At 62.0% G+C, this 24,127-nt stretch carries 20 protein-coding genes; 12 read left to right on the forward strand and 8 right to left on the reverse strand.

All coding sequences use genetic code 11. The features are described from left to right. The first annotated feature begins 79 nt into the window (after positions 1-79). From ACM6J5_RS07530 to ACM6J5_RS07560, 7 genes are all read left to right on the forward strand, one after another. Positions 80-1,579, forward strand: coding sequence for a purine-cytosine permease family protein (locus ACM6J5_RS07530; RefSeq protein WP_414928102.1), 1,500 nt, complete (start codon positions 80-82; stop codon positions 1,577-1,579). Next, entirely contained in the window at positions 1,576-2,418 is an 843-nt protein-coding gene (locus ACM6J5_RS07535) for a nitrilase-related carbon-nitrogen hydrolase (protein ID WP_095943748.1), read from the forward strand. The genes ACM6J5_RS07530 and ACM6J5_RS07535 overlap by 4 nt, the downstream gene beginning before the upstream one ends. 85 nt (positions 2,419-2,503) lie before the next feature. Further along, the gene (locus ACM6J5_RS07540; RefSeq protein ID WP_256589065.1) at positions 2,504-3,529 is read left to right on the forward strand and encodes a helix-turn-helix transcriptional regulator; all 1,026 of its coding nucleotides are present in this window, start codon (positions 2,504-2,506) and stop codon (positions 3,527-3,529) included. Between the two features lie 200 nt (positions 3,530-3,729). Then, complete coding sequence (locus ACM6J5_RS07545; RefSeq protein ID WP_150671850.1) at positions 3,730-5,526, forward strand: amidohydrolase; 1,797 nt, start codon at positions 3,730-3,732, stop codon at positions 5,524-5,526. A gap of 18 nt (positions 5,527-5,544) precedes the next feature. Then, positions 5,545-7,284 carry an amidohydrolase gene (locus tag ACM6J5_RS07550; protein ID WP_095943750.1) on the forward strand — a complete coding sequence of 580 codons (1,740 nt, stop codon included), beginning with the start codon at positions 5,545-5,547 and terminating at the stop codon, positions 7,282-7,284. A gap of 107 nt (positions 7,285-7,391) precedes the next feature. Beyond that, positions 7,392-8,132, forward strand: coding sequence for a TorF family putative porin (locus tag ACM6J5_RS07555; RefSeq protein WP_095943751.1), 741 nt, complete (start codon positions 7,392-7,394; stop codon positions 8,130-8,132). Between the two features lie 46 nt (positions 8,133-8,178). Continuing rightward, positions 8,179-9,567, forward strand: coding sequence for a purine-cytosine permease family protein (locus ACM6J5_RS07560; protein WP_095943752.1), 1,389 nt, complete (start codon positions 8,179-8,181; stop codon positions 9,565-9,567). 21 nt (positions 9,568-9,588) lie between these two features. On the opposite strand, the gene ACM6J5_RS07565 is transcribed toward ACM6J5_RS07560, so the two are convergent. From ACM6J5_RS07565 to ACM6J5_RS07595, 7 genes are all read right to left on the reverse strand, one after another. Further along, complete coding sequence (locus ACM6J5_RS07565; RefSeq protein ID WP_414928103.1) at positions 9,589-10,308, reverse strand: L,D-transpeptidase family protein; 720 nt, start codon at positions 10,306-10,308, stop codon at positions 9,589-9,591. Beyond that, positions 10,305-11,063, reverse strand: coding sequence for a M15 family metallopeptidase (locus ACM6J5_RS07570; RefSeq protein WP_095943754.1), 759 nt, complete (start codon positions 11,061-11,063; stop codon positions 10,305-10,307). The genes ACM6J5_RS07565 and ACM6J5_RS07570 overlap by 4 nt, the downstream gene beginning before the upstream one ends. A 33-nt stretch (positions 11,064-11,096) precedes the next feature. Further along, complete coding sequence (lipA, locus tag ACM6J5_RS07575) at positions 11,097-12,086, reverse strand: lipoyl synthase (protein WP_095943755.1); 990 nt, start codon at positions 12,084-12,086, stop codon at positions 11,097-11,099. Positions 12,087-12,227: 141 nt separating this feature from the next. After that, entirely contained in the window at positions 12,228-13,484 is a 1,257-nt protein-coding gene (glyA, locus tag ACM6J5_RS07580) for a serine hydroxymethyltransferase (RefSeq protein ID WP_095943756.1), read from the reverse strand. Between the two features lie 41 nt (positions 13,485-13,525). Beyond that, positions 13,526-13,909 carry a glycine cleavage system protein GcvH gene (gene gcvH / locus ACM6J5_RS07585; RefSeq protein ID WP_095943757.1) on the reverse strand — a complete coding sequence of 128 codons (384 nt, stop codon included), beginning with the start codon at positions 13,907-13,909 and terminating at the stop codon, positions 13,526-13,528. 406 nt (positions 13,910-14,315) lie between these two features. Further along, positions 14,316-15,824: a sigma-54-dependent transcriptional regulator gene (locus tag ACM6J5_RS07590; protein ID WP_414928104.1), complete on the reverse strand. Its 1,509-nt coding sequence runs from the start codon at positions 15,822-15,824 to the stop codon at positions 14,316-14,318. Positions 15,825-15,893: 69 nt separating this feature from the next. Beyond that, positions 15,894-16,808, reverse strand: a complete 915-nt coding sequence (locus tag ACM6J5_RS07595) for a LysR family transcriptional regulator (RefSeq protein ID WP_008049321.1) — start codon at positions 16,806-16,808, stop codon at positions 15,894-15,896. A 151-nt stretch (positions 16,809-16,959) separates the two neighbouring features. Between ACM6J5_RS07595 and speB the strand changes: the two genes are divergently transcribed. From speB to ACM6J5_RS07620, 5 genes are all read left to right on the forward strand, one after another. Further along, positions 16,960-17,961, forward strand: a complete 1,002-nt coding sequence (gene speB, locus ACM6J5_RS07600) for an agmatinase (protein WP_095943760.1) — start codon at positions 16,960-16,962, stop codon at positions 17,959-17,961. Between the two features lie 53 nt (positions 17,962-18,014). Then, a complete protein-coding gene (locus tag ACM6J5_RS07605; protein WP_095943761.1) occupies positions 18,015-19,526 on the forward strand; it encodes an aldehyde dehydrogenase family protein in 1,512 nt (503 codons plus the stop codon). A 251-nt stretch (positions 19,527-19,777) separates the two neighbouring features. Beyond that, entirely contained in the window at positions 19,778-21,352 is a 1,575-nt protein-coding gene (locus tag ACM6J5_RS07610; RefSeq protein ID WP_095943762.1) for a purine-cytosine permease family protein, read from the forward strand. A 2-nt stretch (positions 21,353-21,354) separates the two neighbouring features. Further along, positions 21,355-23,043 (forward strand): choline dehydrogenase, encoded by a 1,689-nt coding sequence (gene betA, locus ACM6J5_RS07615; RefSeq protein ID WP_095943763.1) that lies wholly within the window; start codon positions 21,355-21,357, stop codon positions 23,041-23,043. A 198-nt stretch (positions 23,044-23,241) separates the two neighbouring features. Further along, complete coding sequence (locus ACM6J5_RS07620) at positions 23,242-23,700, forward strand: GNAT family N-acetyltransferase (protein WP_414928105.1); 459 nt, start codon at positions 23,242-23,244, stop codon at positions 23,698-23,700. Position 23,701: 1 nt separating this feature from the next. Here the strand turns inward: ACM6J5_RS07620 and ACM6J5_RS07625 are convergent, their stop codons facing one another. Further along, on the reverse strand, positions 23,702-24,019 hold the full coding sequence (locus ACM6J5_RS07625) for an NIPSNAP family protein (RefSeq protein ID WP_150671671.1): 318 nt from the start codon (positions 24,017-24,019) through the stop codon (positions 23,702-23,704). Between the last annotated feature and the right edge of the window lie 108 nt (positions 24,020-24,127).

A 24,127-nucleotide genomic window follows, 5' to 3' on the forward strand; every position in this document is an offset into this window, starting at 1 on the left:
CTGGAGTTTCACCTGAACTGGACGTCGTAGCGAGCGCTGTACCCACAAAAACAACAAACAACAGCATAGGAACAATCGTATGTCAGGTTCCCCAGTGTCTGCGCACGCCACCGAGGCGAGCGGCGGGTTGGCCATCGAAGGCCACTCCATCGACTACATCCCGGAAAACGAACGTCACGCCAAACTCAGCAGTCAGGGCCCTTTCTGGTTCCTGGGCAACTTCCACTTCTTCACCATCTCCATCGGTTTTGTCGGCCCGAGCCTCGGCCTGTCTGCGCTGTGGACCATGCTCGCCGGTGCCCTGGGCATTATGTTCGGCACCATCTTCATGGCGTTCCACGGCTCACAAGGCCCGGAAATGGGCCTGCCGCAGATGATCCAGTCCCGCGCCCAGTTCGGCTATCGCGGGGTGATCCTGGCGTTGATGGCGACGATGTTTGTGTTCGTCGGCTTCAACGTGGTGAACATCTCGCTGATCATGAACGGCCTTGAACATGTGTTCGGCATCGACCCGACCATCGTCGCCGTGGCCGTGGTGCTGATCGGCGCGCTGTTGTCGATCTACGGCCACGACCTGATGCACAAGGCCTTCAAGTGGGCCTTGCTGGCGACCTTGCCGCTGTACGCACTGGTGACCATCGCCCTGATGTTCGGCGCGGGCCAGGAAGGCGTCACGCCAGCGGCCGACCTGGGCTTCAACTGGGTGGCCTTCGCCACGCTGTTCGCCATCGGTGCCAGCTACAACATTTCCTATGCCCCCTACGTGTCTGACTATTCCCGTTACCTGCCGAAAAACACCAGCCGGGCGAAACTGATCGCGGCGGTGTTCATTGGCGCCTCGTTGTCCGGCAGCTGGATGATCGGACTCGGCGCCTGGCTGGCGCAGGAGCTGAAAGTGGCGGATGCGCTGGTGGCGTTGAACCAGGTCGGCTCCTCGATGGTGCCGGGGCTGGGCAATCTGCTGGTGATCGTCTCGGTGGCGGGCTTCCTGCCGATCATCGCCCTCAACACCTACAGCGCCATGCTGACGCTGCTGACCGGTGTCGACTCGATCAGGAAAATCACCCCGACACCCCGCGCCCGTGTGCTGTCGATCAGTGTGATCAGCGTCATTCTGTTGACCTGCGTGCTGTCGATCAAAGGTGACGGCATCGCGCTGTTGAACACCTTCCTGGTGCTGTTGCTGTACTTCCTCGTGCCGTGGACCGCCGTCAATCTGGTGGACTACTTCTTCGTGCGCAAGGGTCGTTATGCGATCCCGCATTTCTTCACGCCGAAGGGCATCTACGGCGCCTGGCAATTTCGCGGCATCGTCTCGTACCTGATCGGCTTCGCCGCCATGGTGCCGTTCTTCTACATCTACGATGCCGCCGCCGGCAAAGAGGTCTTCGTCGGCCCACTGGCGCGAGTGCTGGAAGGCGTGGACATCGCCTGGCTGGTGGGCCTGGTGGTGTCGGGCCTGACGTATTACCTGCTCAGCCGTTCGATCGATCTGGCCGCCGAACGCCGGGTGATCGACACGCTGAGTGAAAGCGACATCGTCGCCATGACCCATTCATCTGCGGAGGCAGGGCGTTGAACAGCGTAAAAAATACCGTGGTCGCCTGTTGCCAACTGGCACCGAGAATCGGCGACCTGGCCTACAACCGCACGCTCACCGAACGCGCGATCCGCCGGGCAGCCTTACAGGGCGCGCAAGTCGTGGTGCTGCCCGAGCTGGTGCAGAGCGGCTATCTGTTCGCTGACCGCTTTGAGGCGCTGTCGCTGGCGGAAACCGTGGACGGCCCGACCTTGCAACTGTGGCAGGCCCTGGCCCGTGAGCTGAACCTGGTGATCGTCGGCGGATTCTGCGAGCGCCTGCCCGGTGATGAACTGGCCAACAGCGCGGCGATGATCGACGCCAACGGCCTGCGCGCGGTGTACCGCAAGGCGCATCTGTGGGATGCAGAGAAGGACATCTTCACCGCTGGCGATGCGCCGCCACCGGTAGTCGAAACGGTGCATGGGCGGCTGGGCATGCTGATCTGCTACGACCTGGAGTTCCCCGAGTGGGTGCGTCTTGCGGCGCTGGCCGGGGCCGATCTGCTGTGCGCGCCGGTCAACTGGCCCGACGGTCCGCGGCCGCAGACCGAGCGCCCGGCCGAAGTGCTGCGGGTGCAGGCCAATGCCTCGGTCAACCGCATGTTCATCGCCGCCTGTGATCGTTATGGCCATGAGCGTGGAGTCGGCTGGGTGCAAGGCTCGGTCATCGTCGATGCCGATGGCTACCCGTTGGCCGGGCCGGCGGAGCAGGGCGGCGAGCAGATGTTGCTGGCCACCCTGAACCTCGCCGAGGCGCGCAACAAGCGCATCAGTGCCCGCAATGATCTGCACAAGGACCGCCGACCATCGTTGTACGGGTTGCACAGCGGTTTGTAACTGCTGATGTCAAAGTGCGCTGGACCCCTTCCCGAGCCTATGGCATCGTCCAGACGACAAAAACCATGCAGTGAACGGGATCGCAATGATTGAGGAGGAGATCAAGGCCGGCGACAACACGTCCATGGCCACGCTGAAGGCGTTCAATCGCTGCGTGTTGCACGTTGGACGGCTGGCGCGGGAAAGTGGCGCGTCGCGCTTCATCGCCGACGGTTTGCAGGCATTCGGTCAACTGGTGCCGTTTGCGTCGGCCTGGTGGGGCGAAATGTCTACGCCGGGTCCCAATGTCGTCCCGCAGAGCTGGATGCACGGCAGCATCAATCTCCCTGAATCCTTTGCCGCCGAATGGCATCCGGTGGCGGCAAACGATCAGTTCTCCCATACCACCCTGAGTCAACCCGGCGAGGTGGTGCGTGATAAAGGGTTCAACGACCCGTGCGAAGCCGTCAACGATTTCGCCCGGCGTTACGATCTCTACCACTTGATGGGCATCACCTTTGAGTTGCCCGAGAGTGGCTTGATGTTCTTCGTTTGTCTCTACCGCGGCCAGCACGAACAGCATTTCGATGAACACGAGGCCGAGCTGTTTTCGGCATTCTGCGATCACCTGTTCCAGCTGTGGCGGTTCCAGGTGCAGGACATGATTCGCTTCGACACCGATGATGGCGCAAGCGACTTCGGTGTTGCGCGCATGGACGGCAGCCTGCTGTATGTCGGCGCCCGACTGTGCGCAGCGATTCAGCGTGAACTGCCCGGCTGGAACGGTTCAATGCTGCCGGTCGAAGTTGTCTCACAGTTGCAAAAAGCGCCCTGCGTGGTTCGTTTGGGCCGCTGCGCGTTGACCCTGAGCCCCAATGCCGAACATGTCATCTTGTCCCTCGAAGCGCCATCACGGGCCGAAGGCCTGGCGCCTCGGGAACGCACGGCGGCGATGTTGTTCGCCGCCGGCCATTCCTACAAGGAAATCGCCAAACTCCTGTCCCTTAGCCCGGCGACCGTGCGTACTTACCTGCGCAATTGCTATTTGCAGCTCGGCGTGAAAAGCAAGGTGGAACTGGGTTCGGTCCTGCGTTCGCCCGGTTCGTTGATTGAGTCTGCGCGCCGCGATTAATCGCGTCATTTCAACTATTTGCCTCACCCCTCCTCATTTGCAGAGGTCCATTCGAACGCTGCGCCCTATAGGGTAGGCCCTGTCTATCAGGGGCTGGCGCAGTCGCCTCGGACCGCTTCAAAACAATAAGAACAGGGGTGAGGCATTTGAGACTTTCCAGGCTTTTTGTCGCCGTTGCGGCGACGACGGCATTTTCCGGCATGGCGTTGGCGGCGACACCCGCCGACACGGTCATGCGCAATGGCTACGTCTACACCGTCGATGGCCAGAATTCCGTGCAGCAGGCCATTGCCATTTCGGGCGGCAAGATCGTCTATGTCGGCAGCGATGCCGGGGTCGACGGCTACATCGGCAAACAAACACAACTGATCGACCTGGCCGGGCGCATGCTGATGCCCGGTTTTGTCGATGCGCACATGCATCCCGGCGATGGCGGCCGCGCCATGACGCTGTGCGACCTGAAATACCAGACCATGACCCGCGCGCAGTTTCAGGCGAGCATCCAGGCCTGCCTCGATGCCGACAAGGACAAGGGCCCGGACGTGTGGCTGGAAGTGGGCAGCTGGGATCGCATGGGCATGACCGGGCTCGACGGCGACGCGGACAAATCGACCCTGGATGCGCTCAAGACCCGGCGTCCGATCCAGGTGCGCTCCACCGACTTCCACACCGTGCTGACCAACTCTCGCGGCCTGGAACTGGCCGGCATCAACAAGAACACCGCTGACCCCGAAGACGGCAAATACCGACGCGACAGCGCCGGCAACCCGAACGGCATCTGCGAAGACGGCGCCGCCGAATCGTTGGCCGCCGTGGTGCCGCCCGCCACCGACGCGGAAAAACTCAATCAGGTTCGCGCAGCCCTCGACGCCATGCGCCGGCAAGGCATCACCAGTTTCATGGATGCGCTGTCGGGCCCGGAAAACGGCAAAGCCTTCACCAGCCTGCAAAAGTCCGGCGAGCTGACCGCCCGGGCCTTGCTGGCGATCAAGCTGGACCCGGCCGCCGCTGCCGCCGACCCGGTGAAAACCATCGCCGAGGCCAAGGCCCTGGCCAGCACTTACGACCAGGGCGAAGTGCATGTCGCGCCGGGCGTGAACATGCGCCACGTCAAACTGTTCATGGACGGCATCATCAATGCCCCGGCGGACACCGGCGCCATGTTGACCCCGTACCTGCACAACAGCGGCACCGACAAGGCGCCGAAGTGGACGCCGGGCAAGAACCTGGGCGAACTGTACTTCCCGCCGCCAGTGCTCAATCCGTTGTTGCTGCAAGCGGTCAAGGCCGGTCTCGATCCACATCTGCACGCCACCGGCGAGCGCGCGGTGCGCGATGCACTGGACAGCGTCGCCTACGTGCGCAAGGAACTGCCAGGTCAAGACTTCCGCCCGGCCATCGCCCACGCCGAGTCTGTCGACCCTGCCGACTATTCACGCTTCAAGGCACTGGACGTCACGGCCACCATGTCGTTCCAGTGGGCACAGCAGGCACCGTCCACGGTCGACGGCACCCGTGATCACCTTGGCGTCGAGCGATTCGAGCGCATGGAACCCTCGGGCAGCATCGCCCATGCCGGCGGTCGAGTGGCGTTTGGCAGCGATTGGCCAGTCGATCCGCTGGATGAATTCCTGGCGCTGAAAGTCGGTGTCACCCGTTCCGGCGACCCGACCAATCCGCACAGCTATGGCCCCAAGTATGCTGGACGACTCAACGCCGATCCGGCGCTGTCGCGAGCCGAAGCGCTGCGCAGCATCACCCTTGGTTCCGCCGAGCAGTTGAAGCTGGACGCGGTGCTGGGTTCGGTCGAAGTCGGCAAATTCGCTGACCTGATCGTGCTCGACAAGAACTTCATGCAGGTGCCCGAGGAGGAACTGGGCCGCAATGACGTGCTGCTGACGCTGGTCGGCGGCAAGGTCGTGTGGGCCAAGGCGCCGTTCCTGGGGCTCGCGCCACAGGTTGTTTCCCAAGCTGTTACTTCCCGATCCGCCCTATAAAAACCAGAGAGCGTTCCGATGCGATTGATTCCAAACCTGTTGGCCGCCGCGCTGGCCTTGTCGTCGGTGCAGGCCATGGCCGCCGCTGACCTGGTGTTGTTCAACGGCAAGGTCTTTACCGCCGAACCCGGCCAGGCGCTGGTGCAGGCTGTAGCGGTGCAAGACGGCAAGATTCTGAAAGTGGGCAGCGATGCCGAAATCAATGCCTTGGCCGATGCCAAGACCCAGCGCATCGACCTGGCGGGCAAAGTGTTGATGCCGGGCATGATCGACACCCACAGCCACCCGGTCTCGGGCGCTTTCGACAGCATGAAGGCCAACCTGCTGGACGAGGTCAAACCCTTGCCGGAACTGGAGCAATGGTTGATCGAAGAGGACAAGGCCGGGCGTGCCCGCTCCGGCGATGTGATCAGCGTGGCCGGGGTCAGTTCGGCCTACTGGGAGAAGAGCCGTGAGCTCGGAAAAGTGTTCAACCAGGGGCGCTGGGCCGATCAACCGATTGTCTTCAGTGGCATCGACGGCCACACCGGTTGGGCCAACAACGCGATGCTCAAACGTCTGAACATCGACGCGGCACTGGTCAAGGGCCTGCCGGAGAAAGAGCGCAGTTTCGTCGGCCATGAAGCGGACTTCACCCCTAACGGCTACTTCGCCGAATCCCGCTGGGACGTGGTGCGCAACGGTATTCCGGCGCCGAGCCCGGAGGCCATGCTCAAGGCCGCTCGCGAGGCGGTGAAAATCAACAATCAATTCGGCGTCACCGCCTGGATGGACGCGGCGGCGAACGGCGGCAGCGAAGATTCGCTGTTCGATTTCCATGCCACCGCCGAAAGTGTCGGCGTGCTGCCGCTGTACAAGGAGCTGGCGCAGAACGGCGAACTCAGTGCCCACGTCGCCGCGTTGATGGTCACCAACCCGAAGAGCAAACCCGCCGACCTGGAGGTGATTGCCACGGTGATGAAGCAATTCGAGGGTGTGCCTAACCTGACGTTCCCCGGCGTGAAGATATTTGTCGACGGCATTCTCGAGTTCCCGGGACAAACGGCGGCAGTCGTCGTGCCGTACAAGAACAGCCACAAGGACGGTCAACTGCTGACCGACCCGGCGCACTTTGGCGAACTGGTGGTGGCGGCGGAAAAACGCGGCTGGATCGTGCACATGCACGCCGTCGGCGACCGCGCGGTGCGCGAGGCGCTTAATGGCGTGGCCTATGCGCGCAAGCTCAGCCCGACACCCGTGCCCCACAGCATCGCGCACCTGCAACTGGTCAATCCCAAGGAGTTTCCCCGCTTCAAAGAACTGGGCGTGATCGCTTCGATGCAACTGCTGTGGGCCACCGGCGAGTCCTACACCGTCGAACTGGTCAAACCTTACATCAGCGCTTTTGCCTACGGTTACCAGTATCCCGCGCGGTCCCTGCATAACGCCGGCGCGACGATTGCCGGTGGCAGCGACTGGCCGGTGTCGAGCGCCAACCCGTTCAACGCCATTGCCCAGGCCAGCACGCGCAAAGGTCCGTTGGGCGTACTCAATGCCAAGGAAAGCATCGACCGTCAGACCATGTTCTACGCCTACACCATCAACGCGGCGAAAACCCTGCGCCTTGATCAGCAGATCGGTTCGCTGGCACCGGGCAAGCAGGCCGACCTGATCATCCTCGACCGCGATGTGTTCAAGGTCAGCGATGACGACCTGTTCGAAACCAAAGTCCTGAACACCTTCTTCGCCGGCAAGCAGGTCTACGCCCCCGCGTCCTGACCTGCGTACACCCAGCTCACGCAAAACCAGCCAGCCCCTCGTAGCGCGAGGGGCCTGGCATCGCCATGCCTGAAATTCCCCGTACGCCATAACAACAAGAGAACTGTATGAACGCACTTTCAGCATTGACCCTCGCCGCACTGGCACTGGCCCCCCTGACCAGCCAGGCCCTGGTCCTCAACGATGATTTCAGCCTGGAGATGACCCTGGGCGTCGTCAGCGACTACCGCACCCGCGGCATCTCGCAGACCCTGGGTGATCCGGCGGTGCAGGGCGGCGCAACGCTGCTGCACAGCAGCGGCCTGTACATCGGCGCCTGGACCTCCAACGTGGATTTCGGCGGCGGCTTCGACACCCGGCAGGAGCGTGAGTACTACGCCGGTTACTACTGGCAGGCGACGGACGCCATCAGCCTGGACCTGGGCTACATCAAGTACGACTACCCGAAAAACTCCGAATTCAACCTCAGTGAGGCGTACGCCGTCCTCGACCTGTACGGCCTGAAGCTGGGTGCTTTTTACTCCAAGGACACGCCGAACTTTTTCGGCGAGGACCAGGACACCCTTTACACCTACGTGGGCTACAAAATCGATTTGCCGGCCGAAGTCGGCCTGGACCTGCGCTTTGGGCGCAACGATGTGAATGATCCCGCGTTCTGGTCCGCCAATGGCGATAGCCGTGAGTCTTACTACGAGTGGGAAGCCAAGCTGACCCGCGACTTCGTCGGCGTGACCTGGGGGTTGAGCTATGTCGATACCGACTTGTCGAAAAGCGAGTGCAGCAGTTGGTACGGCTATGACGACCTCTGTTCGGCGACAGTTGTAGCCAGCGCCACCAAGACCTTTTAAATTCCGTCCCTGACAACAAAAACAGTTCCACAAAGGAAACACCCTCATGAGTGCGCAACGCAGTCCCCTGATCGAGACCCGCTCGATCGATTTCATTCCCGAGGCTGAGCGACACGGCAGTCTCTACAGCCAGTTCACCCTGTGGCTCGGCGCCAACCTGCAAATCACCGCCATCGTCACCGGCGCCCTGGCCGTGGTGCTGGGCGGCGATGTGTTCTGGTCGCTGATCGGCTTGCTGATCGGGCAAGTGCTCGGTGGTGCCGTGGTGGCGCTGCACGCGGCACAAGGGCCGAAGCTCGGGCTGCCGCAGATGATCTCCAGTCGCGTGCAGTTCGGGGTGTATGGCGCGGCGATCCCGATTGTCCTGGTGTGCCTGATGTATCTGGGTTTCAGCGCCACCGGCGCGGTGCTGTCAGGGCAGGCGATCGCGCAGTTGATCAGTGTCAGCGACAGTGCCGGCATCCTGATCTTCGCGGCGTGCATCGCGTTCCTGACGATCTTCGGCTATCGGGTGATTCACCTGGTCGGGCGGGTGGCCAGCGTGCTGGGCATCATCGCCTTCGCCTACCTGTTCACCCGGTTGATGACCCTCAACGACATCGGCCTGCTGCTCGACAATCGTCATTTTGCCTGGAGCACCTTCCTGCTGGCGGTGTCGCTCTCGGCATCCTGGCAGATCGCCTTCGGCCCCTACGTGGCGGACTACTCGCGCTACCTGCCGAGCAAGACTTCGTCCTGGAAAACCTTCACCGCCGTGGGCCTCGGCACAGTGCTGGGGGCTCAGACTTCGATGGTGCTGGGGGTGTTCGCCGCCGCACTGGCCGGGGCCAGTTTCCGTGGGCACGAAGTGGCGACCATTGTCGGCCTGGGCAGTAGCGGTGTGATCGCGTCCTTGCTGTACCTGAGCATTGTGTTCGGCAAGGTCACGGTGTCCACCCTCAACGCCTACGGCAGTTTCATGTGCATCGCCACCATCATCAGTGGCTTTCGTCGGCGCCTGGAAATCACCGCCCGCCAGCGCATGCTGTTTGTGCTGCTGATCGTCGCGGCATCCACCACGCTGGCATTGCTGGGGCAGTACTCGTTCCTCAACTCGTTCAAGTACTTCATCCTGTTTTTGCTGACGTTCTTCACCCCGTGGAGCGCGATCAACCTGGTGGACTACTACTTCATCAACAAAGAACGTTACGACGTTCCGGCGCTGTCCGACCCGAACGGGCGCTACGGTCGCTGGAACGTGCTGGGGATCAGCGTCTATGTGATCGGCGTGTTGATCCAGTTGCCCTTTGTCGACACTCATTTCTACTCCGGGCCGATGGTTGCGCAACTGGGCGGCGTGGATATTTCCTGGATCGTCGGGCTGCTGGTGCCGGGTGTGATCTATTACGCGCTGGCCAAACCGTCGATGAGTGCGGTGGTGGTTGAGCGGGGTTAATGCTCGCCACAAGTTCAGCGTTTACTGGCGCTCGGGAAGCTTCCATCGCTGGCGCAACCGCTCGTACTGCGCTTGCGGCAGTTGCACCAGCACCGGGGATTTGCCCGGGTCGAGCCAATCGAACAGCCGTGCGATATTCGCCGGGTCCATGGCTGTACAGCCTCGGGTCGGTGCCGTGGGGCCGCGCCAGATGTGGAAGAAGATGCACGAGCCGGCTGCGGGCGTGGCCGGGGTGTTGTGCTGGATGACGATGCCTTGTCGGTACAGCTCATCCGAGCGGCGCATCCGTTCGGAGCTGCTCCAGTCCTTTTTCACGACCGCTGCGTCGACCAGTTCGTTGTAACGCGTGGACTGGCTGTCATCCACGCATTCGATGGTCGGCGTCAACGGTAGATACGGAAGTCGGGTTTCGGCCGAAGGCGCGTAGCCAAACGCCGTGCCCAGCTTGAACATGCCGGCCGGCACCTTGCCATCGCCTTCCTGTTTGACCGGTCCTTCAGGTTGCCCGATATCGAGCAGCCCCTTGCCCCAGCCCATGCCGTTCTTGCCGAGAACGACTGCAAAGGGCGCTTCGAATTTTTCAAAGGTCTGCCCGTGCCGTTCATAGCGCTGGGCAGTGCCCTGGATGTCATCCCAGTTTTTACTGGTGACCACGATCAGTTGGTCGCTGCCGTCGAGTCCCTGGGCCATTGCGGTCAGCGGAATAAACGCCACCGACAGGGCCTTGAGCAGAATGTTCATGGTGCAAGCGGCGTGATGGGGAAGTCCATGACGTCCGGCTTCTGCGGATTCCCGCTGTACGTGAAGTGCCACCACTCGGCCGAATAACCCACGAAGCCTTCCTTGGCCATGGCACTGGTCAGGCGCTGGCGATTGGCTTTGGCCGTGGCGTTGATCAGCGCCGAGTCGGTATGCGCCCGCTCATCGAAGCAATCGAAACCGGTGCCCATGTCGAGTGCGCCGTCGTGCCAGCGCTGGCCGTAAGGGGCGGTGCAATCCACCTGCATGGCCGAAGGTGTCCAGGTGTCGGCGGGCAGGGCGTCGGGGCCGGTCATCGTCAGGTCGACGGTGTTGCCCCGGGAGTGATTGGACACCCGGGCCACATAACCCAGGCGCCAGAAGTCCTGCTTGTCGACCCGTGGATAGAACTCGGTCTTGAGCGGGTCGCCGGGTTCGGTGGCGAAGCGTCCCATGTCCGCCACTGCGCGGGTCGGGCGATAGCAGTCGAATACCTTCAAGCCGTAACCCTCGGCTTTCAGTGAACTTTGCACTCGGGCCAATGCCTTTGCAGCGTCCTGCGACAGCAGACACTCCGCCGCCTGGTATCCGTCGAGCGGATGCCCGGTGAAGTTGTGCGCGCTGGCGTAGCGGATGTCCTGCTCGATGCCCGGGTCGACGCTGCGCACATACACCATGTACCCGGGTTTCGACGCGTCGGCCAGGCACGGCGTGGCAAGGCTCAGGCACAGCAACAACAGACAGGGTGAACGCGACATCGGAAACGGCTCCATGCATGACCAGTCATTCCATCATGGCTTGAAACCGTCCGTACCTCCATGAAGTTGTTGATCGGCGTGATAGGACGAACGCACCAGCGGCCCGGATGCCACGTTCTTGAAGCCCATGCGCGTGCCTTCCTCGGCGAACCAGGCAAAAGTGTCCGGGTGCACGAAGCGCTGCACTGGCAAGTGGCTGCGCGAAGGTTGCAGGTATTGGCCGAGGGTCAGCATGTCGATGTCGTGCTCGCGCATGCGCTGCATGACCTCAATGACTTCCTCGTCGGTTTCGCCCAGGCCCAGCATCAGGCCGGATTTGGTCGGCACATGGGGCACCGCTTGCTTGAATTTCTGCAGCAGGTCCAGCGACCACTCGAAGTCCGAACCCGGCCGCGCGGCCTTGTACAGGCGCGGTACGGTTTCCAGGTTGTGGTTGAACACATCCGGCGGCTCATGGGCGGTGATCGCCAGGGCCACGTCCATGCGTCCGCGATAATCCGGCACCAGGGTTTCCAGTTGGATGCCGGGGGACAGCTTGCGGATTTCCCGCAGGCAATCGACGAAGTGTTGGGCACCACCGTCGCGCAAATCGTCGCGGTCCACCGAGGTGATCACCACGTATTTCAGGCGCAGCTCGGCGATGGCCACGGCCAGGTTCATCGGCTCGTTGGCGTCCAGCGGCTTGGGCCGGCCATGGCCGACGTCGCAGAACGGGCAGCGACGGGTGCAGATGTCACCCATGATCATGAAGGTCGCCGTTCCGCCGGAAAAACACTCGCCCAGGTTCGGGCAGGACGCCTCTTCGCAGACGCTGTGCAGCTTGTGCTTGCGCAGCAGGGCCTTGATGCGGTCGACCTCCGGCGAAACCGGGATGCGCACGCGAATCCAGTCGGGTTTGCGCGCAAATTCATCCGTGGGAATGATCTTCACCGGAATCCGCGCGACCTTTTGCGCGCCGCGCAGTTTGGTGCCGATTTCTACTTTCGCCGGGCTCTTGCCGGTCGATTCGACAATGGCATTCATGATGTTTTCCTTGTGCAGCAGGGAGCAGAACCTGTAGGAGTGAGCCTGCTCGCGATAGCGGTGGATCAGGCTCTATTCATGTTGACTGATACGACGCTATCGCGAGCAGGCTCGCTCCTACAGGGGATTTGTGTGGATTGCTCAGTCGCGGTAGACCGGGAAGTCGGCACACAAGGCAGCAGCCTGCCGTGCGACATTGGCCTCGATATCGGCATCGCCCAGGTGATCGAGGATGTCGCAGATCCAGCCCGCCAACGCGATGCTTTGCGCTTCCTTGAAGCCGCGACTGGTAATCGCCGGCGTACCAATGCGCAAACCGGAAGTCACGAAGGGCGATTGCGGATCGTTGGGCACGGCGTTCTTGTTCACGGTGATGCCGGCACGGCCGAGGGCGGCGTCGGCGTCTTTGCCGGTGAGGCCCTGGCGGATCAAGCTGACCAGAAACAAGTGGTTATCCGTGCCGCCGGACACCACGTCATAACCGCGCTCGATAAACACCTGCGCCATGACCTGTGCGTTGCGGATCACTTGCGTCTGATAGGTCTTGAAGCCTGGCTCCAACGCTTCCTTGAAGCACACGGCCTTGGCGGCGATCACGTGCATCAGCGGGCCGCCCTGACCACCGGGGAATACCGCGGCATTGAGCTTCTTCTCAAGCTCCGCATTGGACTTGGCCAGAATCAGACCACCGCGAGGGCCGCGCAGGGTCTTGTGGGTCGTGGTGGTGACCACGTCGGCGTAGGGCAGGGGATTGGGGTACAGACCCGTGGCCACCAGCCCGGCAACGTGGGCCATGTCGACGAAGAAGTACGCGCCGACCTTGTCCGCGATCTGGCGGAAACGCGGGAAGTCCAGGGTCTTCGAATAGGCCGAGAACCCGGCGATGATCATCTTCGGCTTGTGCTCGACCGCCAGGCGCTCGACTTCGTCGTAGTCGATCAGGCCCGTGGTGGTGTCGATGCCGTACTGCACGGCGTTGTAGAGCTTGCCGGAAAAGCTCACCTTGGCGCCGTGGGTCAGGTGACCGCCGTGGGCCAGGCTCATGCCCAGCACGGTGTCGCCGGCTTGCAGCAGGGCCAGATAAACCGCGGCGTTGGCCTGGCTGCCGGAGTGTGGCTGGACGTTGGCGTAATCGGCGCCAAACAGCTGTTTGGCGCGATCGATGGCCAGTTGCTCGACCACGTCGACGTGCTCGCAACCGCCGTAGTAACGCTTGCCCGGATACCCTTCGGCGTACTTGTTGGTCAGGCCGCTGCCTTGTGCCTCCATCACCCGCTGGCTGGTGTAGTTTTCCGAGGCGATCAGTTCGATATGGTGTTCCTGCCGCGCATCTTCGGCGTTCATCGCCGCCAGCAGTTCGTCGTCATAGCCGTTGATCTGGTCGTGCTTGCTGAACATGGTGTGGTCCTTTTTCGGATTCGGGAAATGCCCAGGGGGCTTCAAGCGTCGGCGTGTTCTGCGGTCAGGCGTTCATAGGCGTCTTGATCCAGTAGATCGCTCAACGCCTGGACATCGACCGGTTTGAAGCGAAAGAACCAGCCTTCGCCCAAGGGGTCTTCGTTGACCAGTTCCGGGGTGCTCTCCAGTGTCGCGTTGATCTCGACCACTTCACCGTCCAGCGGCATGCCGATACTGCTGGCGGCCTTCACCGACTCCAGCACCGATACTTCCGTGCCTGCATCGAAGGCGCCCAGTTCAGGCACTTGAACGAACACCACATCCCCCAGCGCCTGCTGGGCAAACGCCGTGATGCCGACGGTGACCAGGCCATTGCTCTCAAGGCGCAACCATTCGTGATCGACGGTAAAACGCAACTGGCTCATATCAACTCCTTATTGTTTTAAGGCTCGAGGCGGGGCGACGAGCGGGTTGCAGGAGTGAAAGCAAGGTCGGTGCCAATGTTGATTAGTTGTTTTAAATCAATGGCTTGTCGTGATTTTGTGAAGTGCGAGAGATTTCATCCGTATTGAAATCAGTACGGACAAGCAGGGCTGTGGGCGCAGACGCCGTAAATGCAGGTGGGAAAGGTTTTGTCTTGATTTCGCTACGCTGTATCGATTTGCAGACGAAGAGTTCAACTACAACACTGATCCCCTGTAGGAGTGAGCCTGCTCGCGATGAGGGCGTGTCAGTCGAAATCTATGTTGACTGTGAGGCCGCTATCGCGAGCAGGCTCGCTCCTACAGGGGGGGGCAGTGTTGTCAGTGGGATTGGGTGGCGGCAGGGAGTTCAGGGCTTGCCGGGAATCCCGTACTTGCGCAAGCGAATCGCAATGGCGCTATGGGAAGTCTGCAACCGCGCCGCCAGCAACCGGCTGGACGGATAGCTGCGATACAGCTGTTCCAGCAGGTTCTTCTCAAAGTCGCCAACCGCCTCTTCCAGGCTGCCGACTTCGCCGTCGTTCTGCCGCTCCACCGCCGTGCGGGCGATGTCGAGGTCGTCGATGTCCACCAGCGGGTTTTCGCAAATCGCCGCCGCGCGAAAGATCACGTTTTGCAGTTGCCGCACGTTGCCCGGCCAGCGGTTGCCGAGCAGGGCGCTGAAGGTGCTCGGTGCCAAACGACACGGCGGTCGCTGGATCTGCGCGCAGGCCTGTTGCATGAAGTGATTGGCCATCAGCAGGATGTCGTGACCGCGTTCGCGCAGCGGTGGCACTTGCAGGTTGAGCACGTTCAGGCGGTAGAACAGGTCTTCGCGAAAACGCCCTTCGGCGACCATTTTTTCCAGGTCGCGGTGGGTGGCGCTGAGCACCCGCACATTGACCCGGACCTCTTTGTCGCCACCGACCCGGCGGAAGCACCCATCGCTCAAAAAACGCAGCAACTTGGCTTGCAGGTAGGGTGACATTTCCCCCACTTCATCGAGGAACACCGTGCCCTGATCGGCCAGTTCCAGCAGGCCGAGCTTGCCGCCCCGTTGCGCGCCGGTGAAGGCGCCGGGGGCGTAGCCGAACAACTCGCTTTCGGCGAGGCTCTCCGGCAGTGCCGCGCAGTTCAGGGCCAGGAACGGCGCATCGTGCCGTGGGCTGATGGCATGACAGGCGCGGGCCACCAGCTCCTTGCCGGTGCCGGTTTCACCCTGGATCAGCAACGGCGCATCGAGGGCCGCCACCCGTTGCGCACGGGCCTTGAGCGCACGGATCGGCGGCGATTCACCGAGCAGCGCATCGAAGCCTTCGGCATGATCATGGTGCAGCGCCGACAGGCGTTCGCCGATGCGATTCGGTTGGTACAGGGTGAGCAGGGCGCCGGCGTCGGTGATCGGCATCGCATCGAGCAGCAAGGTCTGGCCACCGAGGCTGACCTCGTGCATCGGCAGGCGGAAATGCTGAGCGATCAGGGTGCGTTGCAAATCGGCATCGTCGAACAGCGCGGTCAGCGATTCACCGGCCGGTTCGCGCCCGCACAGGGCGATCAGCGCCGGGTTAGCCAGCAGCACATGGCCGCGATCATCCACCGCCAGCACCGGGTCGGAACTGGCGGCCAGCAGTGCGTCCAGTTGCAGGCGCCGGCGTTGCCCCGGAAGGATGTCGACCATGGTCACCGCTTGCACGCCGCGCACGCCAAAAAGTGCCTCGCGCAACTCTTCCAGCACCTCGGTGCCGAGGGTCGGCGCATCGATGTAGACGTTGGGCGGCACCATCTCCACGGCGTCCAGATTGAAACTGCGACCACCGAGCAGGGCCAGCACTTCCTGGGTGATGCCGACGCGGTCGATGAAGGTGACGTGGATGCGCATGACGGGCCTGCAAGGTGGGCGAACTAAAATCAGTATGCCCGGCAAAATTTGAATTTGGCGAGCGTCACATTACGGCTGGCCGGTTTTACGGGCGCTGGCGGCCAGGTCCTCGAGGAACGCCTGGAGGATCGGTGGCGGTGCCGTGCCGCGTCGGGTGATCACGTCGAACGGCGATTTCAGGCGCAGGCTCGCGGGGGCCAGTTGGTGCATCTCGCCGCTCTTGACCCACTGGGCGGCGAAGTGCTCGGGCAGAAAGCCCAGGTAGGCACCGGAAATGATCAGGATCGCCGTGGCTTCGATGTTGTCCACGGTAGCGGCGGCCTTGCTCACGCCCAGGTGTTCGAGGTCGTATTGCTGCATGTAGCCGCGCACGACGATCCGCCCCGCAGCGACTTCTTCGAGCAGTTCCTCACCTTCGGCGTGGCTGCCGTACAAGGGATGACGCCGCCCGCAATACAGCCCCAGTGCTTCCTGATACAGCGGCGACTGCAACAATCCCGGCACATGGATCGGGAAGTGCCCGATGGCCAGGTGCAGGCGACCGTCGAGCACCCGCTCTTCGAGTTCCGCCGGGGTGCCGACGTAAACGTTCAGGTGCACGTCATGCCCCCGGGAAACGAAGCGCTGGGTGGTGCGCGGGATCGGCGAATCCGGGTCGGTAATCGTGGTGTCGATGATCCCCAGGTTGAGCTTGCCGCTGATGTGCTGTTTGAGCACGTCGGCGTCCATGCAGAAGTTTTCCACCGCCGACAACAGGCGTTGGGTGGCTTCATGAATCGCCACGCCCTGTTCGGTCAGGCGGAAGCCGCTGCGCCCGCGCTGGCAGAGCTTGACCCCGAGACGGGTTTCCAGATGGGTCATCTGTTCGCTGATGGTCGACTGCCCGGCATTCAACGCCGCCTGCGCGGCCGAGAAGCCGCCGCAGCGGACAATCGTGGCAAACACCCTGAGCAGTTTCAGGTCGACATCGTGCAGCTGGATCATCTTGGACCTCCGGCATGGGGATGCATCGGGAATACCGATATGAGTATCTGATGTTTAGCATTTTTTCCACGAAAACCTGCGCCCATAGTCTTTCCAACGGCGGTCGCCTTGCAGTCCGTCAAGCCGATAACAAGAAGTGGAGAGGCTAGAAATGTCGAACAACGGTTATGAATCCGGTCGCCTGAACCTGCCATTCGTGGGTCATTGCACCTTTGGCAAATCCCCGGTGTGCACCGATTGGGATGCACTGGATGCCGACGTCGCGGTGCTCGGCGTGCCCAACGACATGGGCACCCAGTGGCGCTCCGGCGCACGCTTCGGACCACGCGGGATTCGCGAAGCATCGACGCTGTTTTCCTTCGGCCACGCCGGCGCCTACGACCACGAAGATGACGTGATGTACCTCACCGCATCGGACGTGCGCATGGTCGACGTCGGTGATGCCGACATCGTCCACACCGACATGGTCACCAGCAATAAGAACACCGAATACGCCGTGCGCAAGATTCTCGACGCTGGCGTGATGCCGGTGGTGCTCGGCGGCGACCACTCGGTTCACGCGCCAGTGATCAAGGCCTTCGAAGGCCGCGGCCCGATCCACATCATTCACTTCGATGCGCACCTGGATTTCGTCGACGAACGCCACGGTGTTCGCTACGGCCACGGCAACCCGCTGCGCCGCGCATCCGAAATGAACCACATTGTCGGTATGACCCAAATGGGCATCCGCAACGTGTCGTCATCCAACCGCGACGACTACGAAGCGGCCCATGAAGCCGGTTCGAAAATCCTCTCGGTACGCGACGTGCGTCGCCTTGGCGTCGAGGGGGTGCTGGCGCTGATCCCGCAGAACATCAACTACTACATCACCATCGACATCGACGGTTTCGACCCGTCCATCGCCCCCGGCACCGGCACCCCGAGCCACGGCGGCTTCCTCTACTACGAAGTGCTGGAAATCATCCAGGCCCTGGCCAAGCGCAGCAAAGGCAACATCGTCGGCATGGACCTGGTGGAAGTGGCACCGGTCTACGACCCGACCGGCATGACCTCGATCCTGGCCGCGCAACTGTTGCTCAACAGCATCGGTTTCATCTTCCACGAACGCGGCAAGGTGCGGGCAGCCGCCGAGAGCGAAGCCGCATCAGCCTGATCATCGAAACCAGTGACCCGGCAGGCTCTGACTGCCGGGCAGAGAGAATAAAAATGGACACGATCGTCAAAAGTTACCTGCAAAAATTCGGCGTCAGCGAAGCCACCCAGACCTTCCTCGGCAAGGTCCAGAAAATGTTCATCGGCGGCGCCTGGGTCGAAGCCAGCGATGGCCAGACCTCCGATGTGATCGAACCTTCGACCGAAGGCCTGATCACCCGCATTCCCATGGGCACCACCGATGACCTGGACCGCGCCGTGCAAGCCGCCCGCGCCCAGTTCGACGGCGGCGCCTGGCGCCAGGCCAAACCGGCGGAACGCGAGCGCATGATGCAGCGCCTGGCCGACCTGATCGAGCAGAACGCCGCGGAGCTGGCGGAAATCGAATCCATCGACATGGGCAAGTCCGTGGCCTTCGCCAAGGACGTGGACATCCAGGGCACCGTGGATACCCTGCGTTACTTCGCCGGCTGGGCCACCAAGCTGCACGGCCGTACCGTCGAACCTTCGCTGCCGGGCAACTACCTGGCCTATACCCGCAAGGAAGCGGTAGGCGTTGTCGGCGCCATCGTGCCGTGGAACTTCCCGCTGCAAACCATGGCCTGGAAGCTCGGCGCGGCGCTGGCGACCGGTTGCACCGTGGTGGTCAAGCCCGCCGAATTGACCTCGCTGTCGGCCCTGCGTTTCGCTGAACTGGTGCAGGAAGCGGGCATTCCGGATGGTGTGATCAACATCGTCACCGGACGCGGCAGCGTGGTCGGTGCGGCCATGGCCACCCACCCCGGCATCGACAAACTGACCTTCACCGGCTCGACCCCGGTCGGCCAGACTGTCGGCCGCGCCGCGCTGGATGACATGAAGCGCCTGACCCTCGAACTCGGTGGCAAATCACCGGTCATCGTCTGCGCCGACGCCGACATCCCGGCCGCCGCCCAAGCGGTCGCCAATGGCGTGTTTTTCAATTCCGGGCAGGTATGCGATGCCGGTACACGGGCCTATATTCATAGCAGTGTCTACGACGAATTCCTGCGTGAGCTGATCGCCTACACGCGCACCCTGAAAATGGCTCCGGGCCTGGATCCTGACTGCTTCATCGGCCCGCTGGTTTCGGCCCTGCAAAAGCAGCGCGTGACCGAGTACATCGAAACCGGCAAGGCCGAAGGCGCCGAACTGGTCTACGGCGGCCAACCGATCGATGGCCCTGGCTTCTTCGTCGAGCCGACCATCTTCGCCCATTGCCGCAACGACATGCGCATTGTCCAGGAAGAGATCTTCGGCCCGGTGCTGGTCACCGCACCGTTCGATGACGAGGAAGAAGCGCTGGCCCTGGCCAACGACTCGCCTTACGGCCTGGCGGCGGCACTGTATTCCAACGACCTGGGCAAGGTGCACAGCCTGATTCCACGCTTGAAAGCAGGCTCGGTCTACGTCAACGCCCACGGCACCCTCGACCCGTCGATGCCGTTCGGTGGTTACAAACAGTCCGGATTCGGCAAGGACCTGGGCGCCGAGCAGCTCGATTACCTGCTCGAAACCAAGGCGGTGTGGATCACCTTGCCAAGCTGACGCTTTCCCTTGTAGGAGCGAGCCTGCTCGCGATAGCGGTTTTTCAGCTGAAAGTGATGTGTCTGACACACCGCTATCGCGAGCAGGCTCGCTCCTACAGGTTTTGCGTTTTGATTCGTTCCAATAAGGCATCTGCAACAACGCCAGGTAGGCACGGGTAACACTGGACCTGTGGCCCTTGCCACAGGGGAGTCGTTCACCCGAAAGAACGCGGTTATCTCGTCATGATCTTCCAACAATAAGAGTCCATCATGAACACTAACGCCAAGTCCGCCACGAGCGTGTCCAGCCTCGACGAAAAATCCGTCGTCGAGGGGCATTCGATTGATTTCATCCCCGAGAACGAGCGCACCGACAAGCTGTCGAGCCAGGGCCCGTTCTGGTTCCTCGGCAATTTCACCTTCTTCACCATGACCATCGGCTTCGTCGGCCCAAGCGTCGGCCTGACCGCGCTCTGGACTACGCTCGCCGGCACGCTGGGCATCATGTTCGGCACACTGTTCATGGCGTTTCATGGCTCGCAAGGCCCGCACCTTGGCTTGCCGCAGATGATCCAGTCCCGTGCGCAGTTCGGTTATCGCGGGGTGATCCTGGTGCTGCTGGCGACGCTGTTCGTGTTCGCCGGCTTCAACATCGTCAACCTGGTGCTGATGATGCAGGGGCTGCACACGTTGTTCGGGTTCAACCCGGCGGTGATCGCGGTGGCGGTGACCATACCGGCGGCAGTGCTGGCGATTCTCGGCCATGACTGGATGCACCGCAGCTTCAAATGGGCGCTGTACCTGTCGTTGCCGCTGTATGGCCTGGTGACCCTGGCGGTGGTGATGGGCTGGGTGCCGGATGCAGTGCTGCCGGCACTCGCGGAAGGCGAAGTGGCCCGCGAGCCGCTGGGTTTCAACTGGACCGGTTTCATCGCGCAGTTCGCGGCGGCCGCCAGCTACAACATCGCCTATGCGCCGTACGTGTCGGACTACTCGCGCTACCTGCCGAAAAATACCTCCAGCGGCAAACTGATCGCCGTGGTGTTCCTCGGGGCTTCGTTGTCCGGTGCATGGATGATATCCGTGGGTGGCTGGCTGGCCGATCACCTGCACTCCACTGACGTGCTGGTGGCCCTGGGGCAAGTCGGCAACACCGTGTCGCCGCTGGTGGGCACTGCGGTGGTAGTGGTCACCATCCTGGCGTTCCTGCCGGTGATCGCGATGAACATCTACAGCGCCAAGCTGACCACGCTGACCTGCGTCGACTCGATCAAGCACATCGAACCCACGCGCAAGGCACGCATCCTGGCCATCGGCTTCGTGATCCTGCTGCAACTGGGCGTGGCCCTGAGCATTCAGAGTTCCGGCAAAGGCCTGTCGGTGCTGGGGATCTACCTGGTGGTGATGCTGTACTTCCTGGTGCCCTGGACCTCGGTCAACCTCACCGACTACTTCTTCGTGCGCAAGGGCCGCTACGCCATCCCGCACTTCTTCATGCCCCACGGCAACATCTACGGCAGCTGGGGACTGCGCGGCATCGCCGCCTATGCCATCGGCTTTATCTCGATGATCCCGTTCTTCTACATCTTCGACGGCGTTGAACAACGCGAGGTGTATGTCGGCCCGCTCGCCAAGGCGCTGGGCAGCATCGACATCGCCTGGCTGGTCGGGCTGATCGTGTCGGGCGTGGCGTACTACTGGCTGAGCCGCTCGATCGATCTGAAACGCGAAGAAGCGGTGATCCAGCAGATCGAGAAAAACTCCCCGCAATACACCACCGGCGACACGCTGACCCACAAACAGCAGCCACTGCCGGTTTTCACTGAATCGACGGTCGGGAGATGACCATGGTTACGCAAAAATACGACTACATCATCATTGGCGCAGGCTCGGCGGGTTGTGTGTTGGCCAACCGCCTGAGCGAAGACCCGGCCACCTCGGTGCTGGTCCTGGAATTCGGCGGCAGTGACAAGAGCGTAGTGATCCAGATGCCGAGCGCATTCTCGATCCCGATGAACACCAAGAAGTACAACTGGCGCTACGAGACCGAGCCGGAGACCCACCTCAACGGCCGACGCATCCACTGCCCACGGGGCAAGGTGCTGGGCGGCTCGTCGTCGATCAACGGCCTGGTGTACATCCGTGGCCACGCGCTGGACTTTGACGAGTGGGAATCCCTGGGTGCCGAAGGCTGGGGCTATCGCAACTGCCTGCCGTACTTCAAGCGCGCCGAGAGCTACGAGTCGGGCGGCGACAGCTATCGCGGGCAGACCGGGCCGCTGCACACCACCAACGGCAACCACATGAAAAACCCGCTGTACGGTGCCTGGGTCGAAGCCGGTGCCGAAGCGGGCTACATCAAGACCGAAGACTGCAACGGCTACATGCAGGAAGGTTTCGGTGCCATGCACATGACCGTGAAAAACGGCGTGCGTTGTTCCACGGCCAACGCCTACCTGCGCCCGGCCATGGGCCGTCCGAACCTGACGGTGGTCACCCATGCAATGACCCGCCAGATCATTCTCGAAGGCAAGCGTGCGGTGGGGGTCATGTATGACCACGGTGGCCAGACCCACCAGGTGTACTGCAACCGCGAAGTACTGATCTCGTCGGGGCCAATCGGCTCGCCGCACCTGCTGCAACGCTCGGGCATCGGTCCGGCGGACGTCCTGCGCAAGGCCGGGATCGGCGTACGTCATGACCTGCCGGGAGTAGGGGAGAACCTGCAGGATCACGCCGAGGTGTACATCCAGTTCGGCTGCAAGGAGCCAGTGACCCTCAACAGCAAGATGGACCCGCTGAGCAAACTGATGATCGGTCTGCGCTGGCTGCTGTTCAAGGATGGCCTGGGCGCCACCAACCACTTCGAAGCCGGTGGTTTCATCCGCTCCGAGAAGGGCCTGCGCTGGCCGGACATTCAGTTCCACTTTCTGCCGGCGGCGATGCGATACGACGGCAACAAGCCGATCAAGGGCCATGGCTTCATGGTGCTGACCGGGCCGAACAAACCGAAAAGCCGTGGTTATGTGCGCGTGCGCTCGGCCGACCCGTACGAGCATCCGGAAATCCGCTTCAACTATCTGGAGCGGGAAGAGGACCGCGAAGGCTTCCGCCGCTGCATTCGCCTGACCCGCGAGATCATCGGCCAGAAAGCCATGGACCGCTTCCGCGACGGCGAAATCGCCCCGGGCGCCCAGGTGACCAGCGATGAAGACCTCGACGCCTTCGTGCGCGACAACCTGGAAAGCACCTACCATCCGTGTGGTTCGTGCCGCATGGGCGAGGACGACATGGCGGTGGTCGACTCCGAATTGCGCGTGCGTGGCATCGCCGGTCTGCGGGTGATCGATTCGTCGGTGTTCCCGACCGAGCCGAACGGCAACCTCAATGCGCCGACCATCATGCTTGCCGAGCGGGCCTCCGATCTGGTGCGTGGGGTGAAGATGCTGCCGTCAGCGGACGTGCCGGTGGGGTTGGTCGAGGGCTGGGAAAGCAGCCAGCGTACTTCGCTGCCAGGTCGTAACGTGCGGGTCTGACCGCAACCCGCAATCCAATGTAGGAGCGAGCCTGCTCGCGATGAGGCCATCAGATTCAATAGCGATATTGACTGACAGACCGCTATCGCGAGCAGGCTCACTCCTACAGGGGGGCAGCGGTGCCCCATAAAATTTTACGTCGCTGTTCAGCTGCCATTGCTAGTCTGTAATTCCTTGAGACCGCAATGGAGCACCCTCATGGCTATTCAGGCCCTGCGCGCCGACGCCTCGCACATCGACCAGATCGCCCCTTTGTTTGACGCCTACCGGATGTTCTACCAGCAGCCGTCAAACCTTTCGCAATCGCGCGCATTCATCGCCGAGCGCATCGCCCGGGATGAATCAGTGATATTTCTTGCCCAGGACACCGTTGGTGAAAACCTCGGTTTCGTTCAGTTGTTCCCGACCTTTTCCTCGATCGACGCCCATCGCACCTGGCTGCTCGGTGATCTGTTCACCACGCCCGCCGCCCGGGGCAAAGGCGTCGGCACACTGCTGATGAACACCGCCCGGGATTTTGCGAAGCTGGCCGGCGGCAAAGGCATGACCCTGGAAACCGCCACCGACAACCTCACCGCCCAGCACCTGTATGAATCCCTGGGCTGGGTGCGCGACCCCGGTTACTACACCTACTGCCTGGATCTGAAAAAAGACTGACTCAGCGATCCTGTTCGCCAAACACCGGCCGCATGAATGAACGCTCGTAGCTGAGGATGAATTTCCTGTCTTCGGCGTACTTGAACGCGGCGATGCACTCAGGATCGTTCATCGATTGCTGCCGGTAATGCTCGTACGTGGCCAGGCTGGGGAAGGTGAACAGTGCCAGGGCGATATTGTTGGCGCCCTCCGAGGGCAAAAAGTAGCCGTGGTGCTGGCCGCCGAATTTTTCCACCAGGGGAATCCACAACTTGCCGTAGTGCTCGAATGCGTCGAGCTGGTAGGGATCGAGCACGTATTTCAGGTAGCAGGTCACCATTGTTTCGTTCCTTGATCAGGTTTTGAGTGCAGTCGCCACTGTAATCAACCGTGGGCGCCCGGCACAGCCGCTTATTCGACATTGACCGGTAAGTTTGCGCCAGAGGCA

Source organism: Pseudomonas sp. IT-P74 (assembly GCF_949768175.1).
Classification (GTDB): domain Bacteria; phylum Pseudomonadota; class Gammaproteobacteria; order Pseudomonadales; family Pseudomonadaceae; genus Aquipseudomonas.

What these genes read in the sequence shown, in the direction of transcription:
- ACM6J5_RS07530 (WP_414928102.1), top strand. Translation starts at nt 80, where the DNA reads ATGTCAGGTTCCCCAGTGTCTGCGCACGCCACCGAGGCGAGCGGCGGG.
- ACM6J5_RS07540 (WP_256589065.1), top strand. Translation starts at nt 2,504, where the DNA reads ATGATTGAGGAGGAGATCAAGGCCGGCGACAACACGTCCATGGCCACG.
- ACM6J5_RS07545 (WP_150671850.1), top strand. Translation starts at nt 3,730, where the DNA reads ATGGCGTTGGCGGCGACACCCGCCGACACGGTCATGCGCAATGGCTAC.
- ACM6J5_RS07550 (WP_095943750.1), top strand. Translation starts at nt 5,545, where the DNA reads ATGCGATTGATTCCAAACCTGTTGGCCGCCGCGCTGGCCTTGTCGTCG.
- ACM6J5_RS07555 (WP_095943751.1), top strand. Translation starts at nt 7,392, where the DNA reads ATGAACGCACTTTCAGCATTGACCCTCGCCGCACTGGCACTGGCCCCC.
- ACM6J5_RS07560 (WP_095943752.1), top strand. Translation starts at nt 8,179, where the DNA reads ATGAGTGCGCAACGCAGTCCCCTGATCGAGACCCGCTCGATCGATTTC.
- ACM6J5_RS07565 (WP_414928103.1), bottom strand. Translation starts at nt 10,308, where the DNA reads ATGAACATTCTGCTCAAGGCCCTGTCGGTGGCGTTTATTCCGCTGACC.
- ACM6J5_RS07570 (WP_095943754.1), bottom strand. Translation starts at nt 11,063, where the DNA reads ATGTCGCGTTCACCCTGTCTGTTGTTGCTGTGCCTGAGCCTTGCCACG.
- lipA (WP_095943755.1), bottom strand. Translation starts at nt 12,086, where the DNA reads ATGAATGCCATTGTCGAATCGACCGGCAAGAGCCCGGCGAAAGTAGAA.
- glyA (WP_095943756.1), bottom strand. Translation starts at nt 13,484, where the DNA reads ATGTTCAGCAAGCACGACCAGATCAACGGCTATGACGACGAACTGCTG.
- gcvH (WP_095943757.1), bottom strand. Translation starts at nt 13,909, where the DNA reads ATGAGCCAGTTGCGTTTTACCGTCGATCACGAATGGTTGCGCCTTGAG.
- ACM6J5_RS07590 (WP_414928104.1), bottom strand. Translation starts at nt 15,824, where the DNA reads ATGCGCATCCACGTCACCTTCATCGACCGCGTCGGCATCACCCAGGAA.
- ACM6J5_RS07595 (WP_008049321.1), bottom strand. Translation starts at nt 16,808, where the DNA reads ATGATCCAGCTGCACGATGTCGACCTGAAACTGCTCAGGGTGTTTGCC.
- speB (WP_095943760.1), top strand. Translation starts at nt 16,960, where the DNA reads ATGTCGAACAACGGTTATGAATCCGGTCGCCTGAACCTGCCATTCGTG.
- ACM6J5_RS07605 (WP_095943761.1), top strand. Translation starts at nt 18,015, where the DNA reads ATGGACACGATCGTCAAAAGTTACCTGCAAAAATTCGGCGTCAGCGAA.
- ACM6J5_RS07610 (WP_095943762.1), top strand. Translation starts at nt 19,778, where the DNA reads ATGAACACTAACGCCAAGTCCGCCACGAGCGTGTCCAGCCTCGACGAA.
- betA (WP_095943763.1), top strand. Translation starts at nt 21,355, where the DNA reads ATGGTTACGCAAAAATACGACTACATCATCATTGGCGCAGGCTCGGCG.
- ACM6J5_RS07620 (WP_414928105.1), top strand. Translation starts at nt 23,242, where the DNA reads ATGGCTATTCAGGCCCTGCGCGCCGACGCCTCGCACATCGACCAGATC.
- ACM6J5_RS07625 (WP_150671671.1), bottom strand. Translation starts at nt 24,019, where the DNA reads ATGGTGACCTGCTACCTGAAATACGTGCTCGATCCCTACCAGCTCGAC.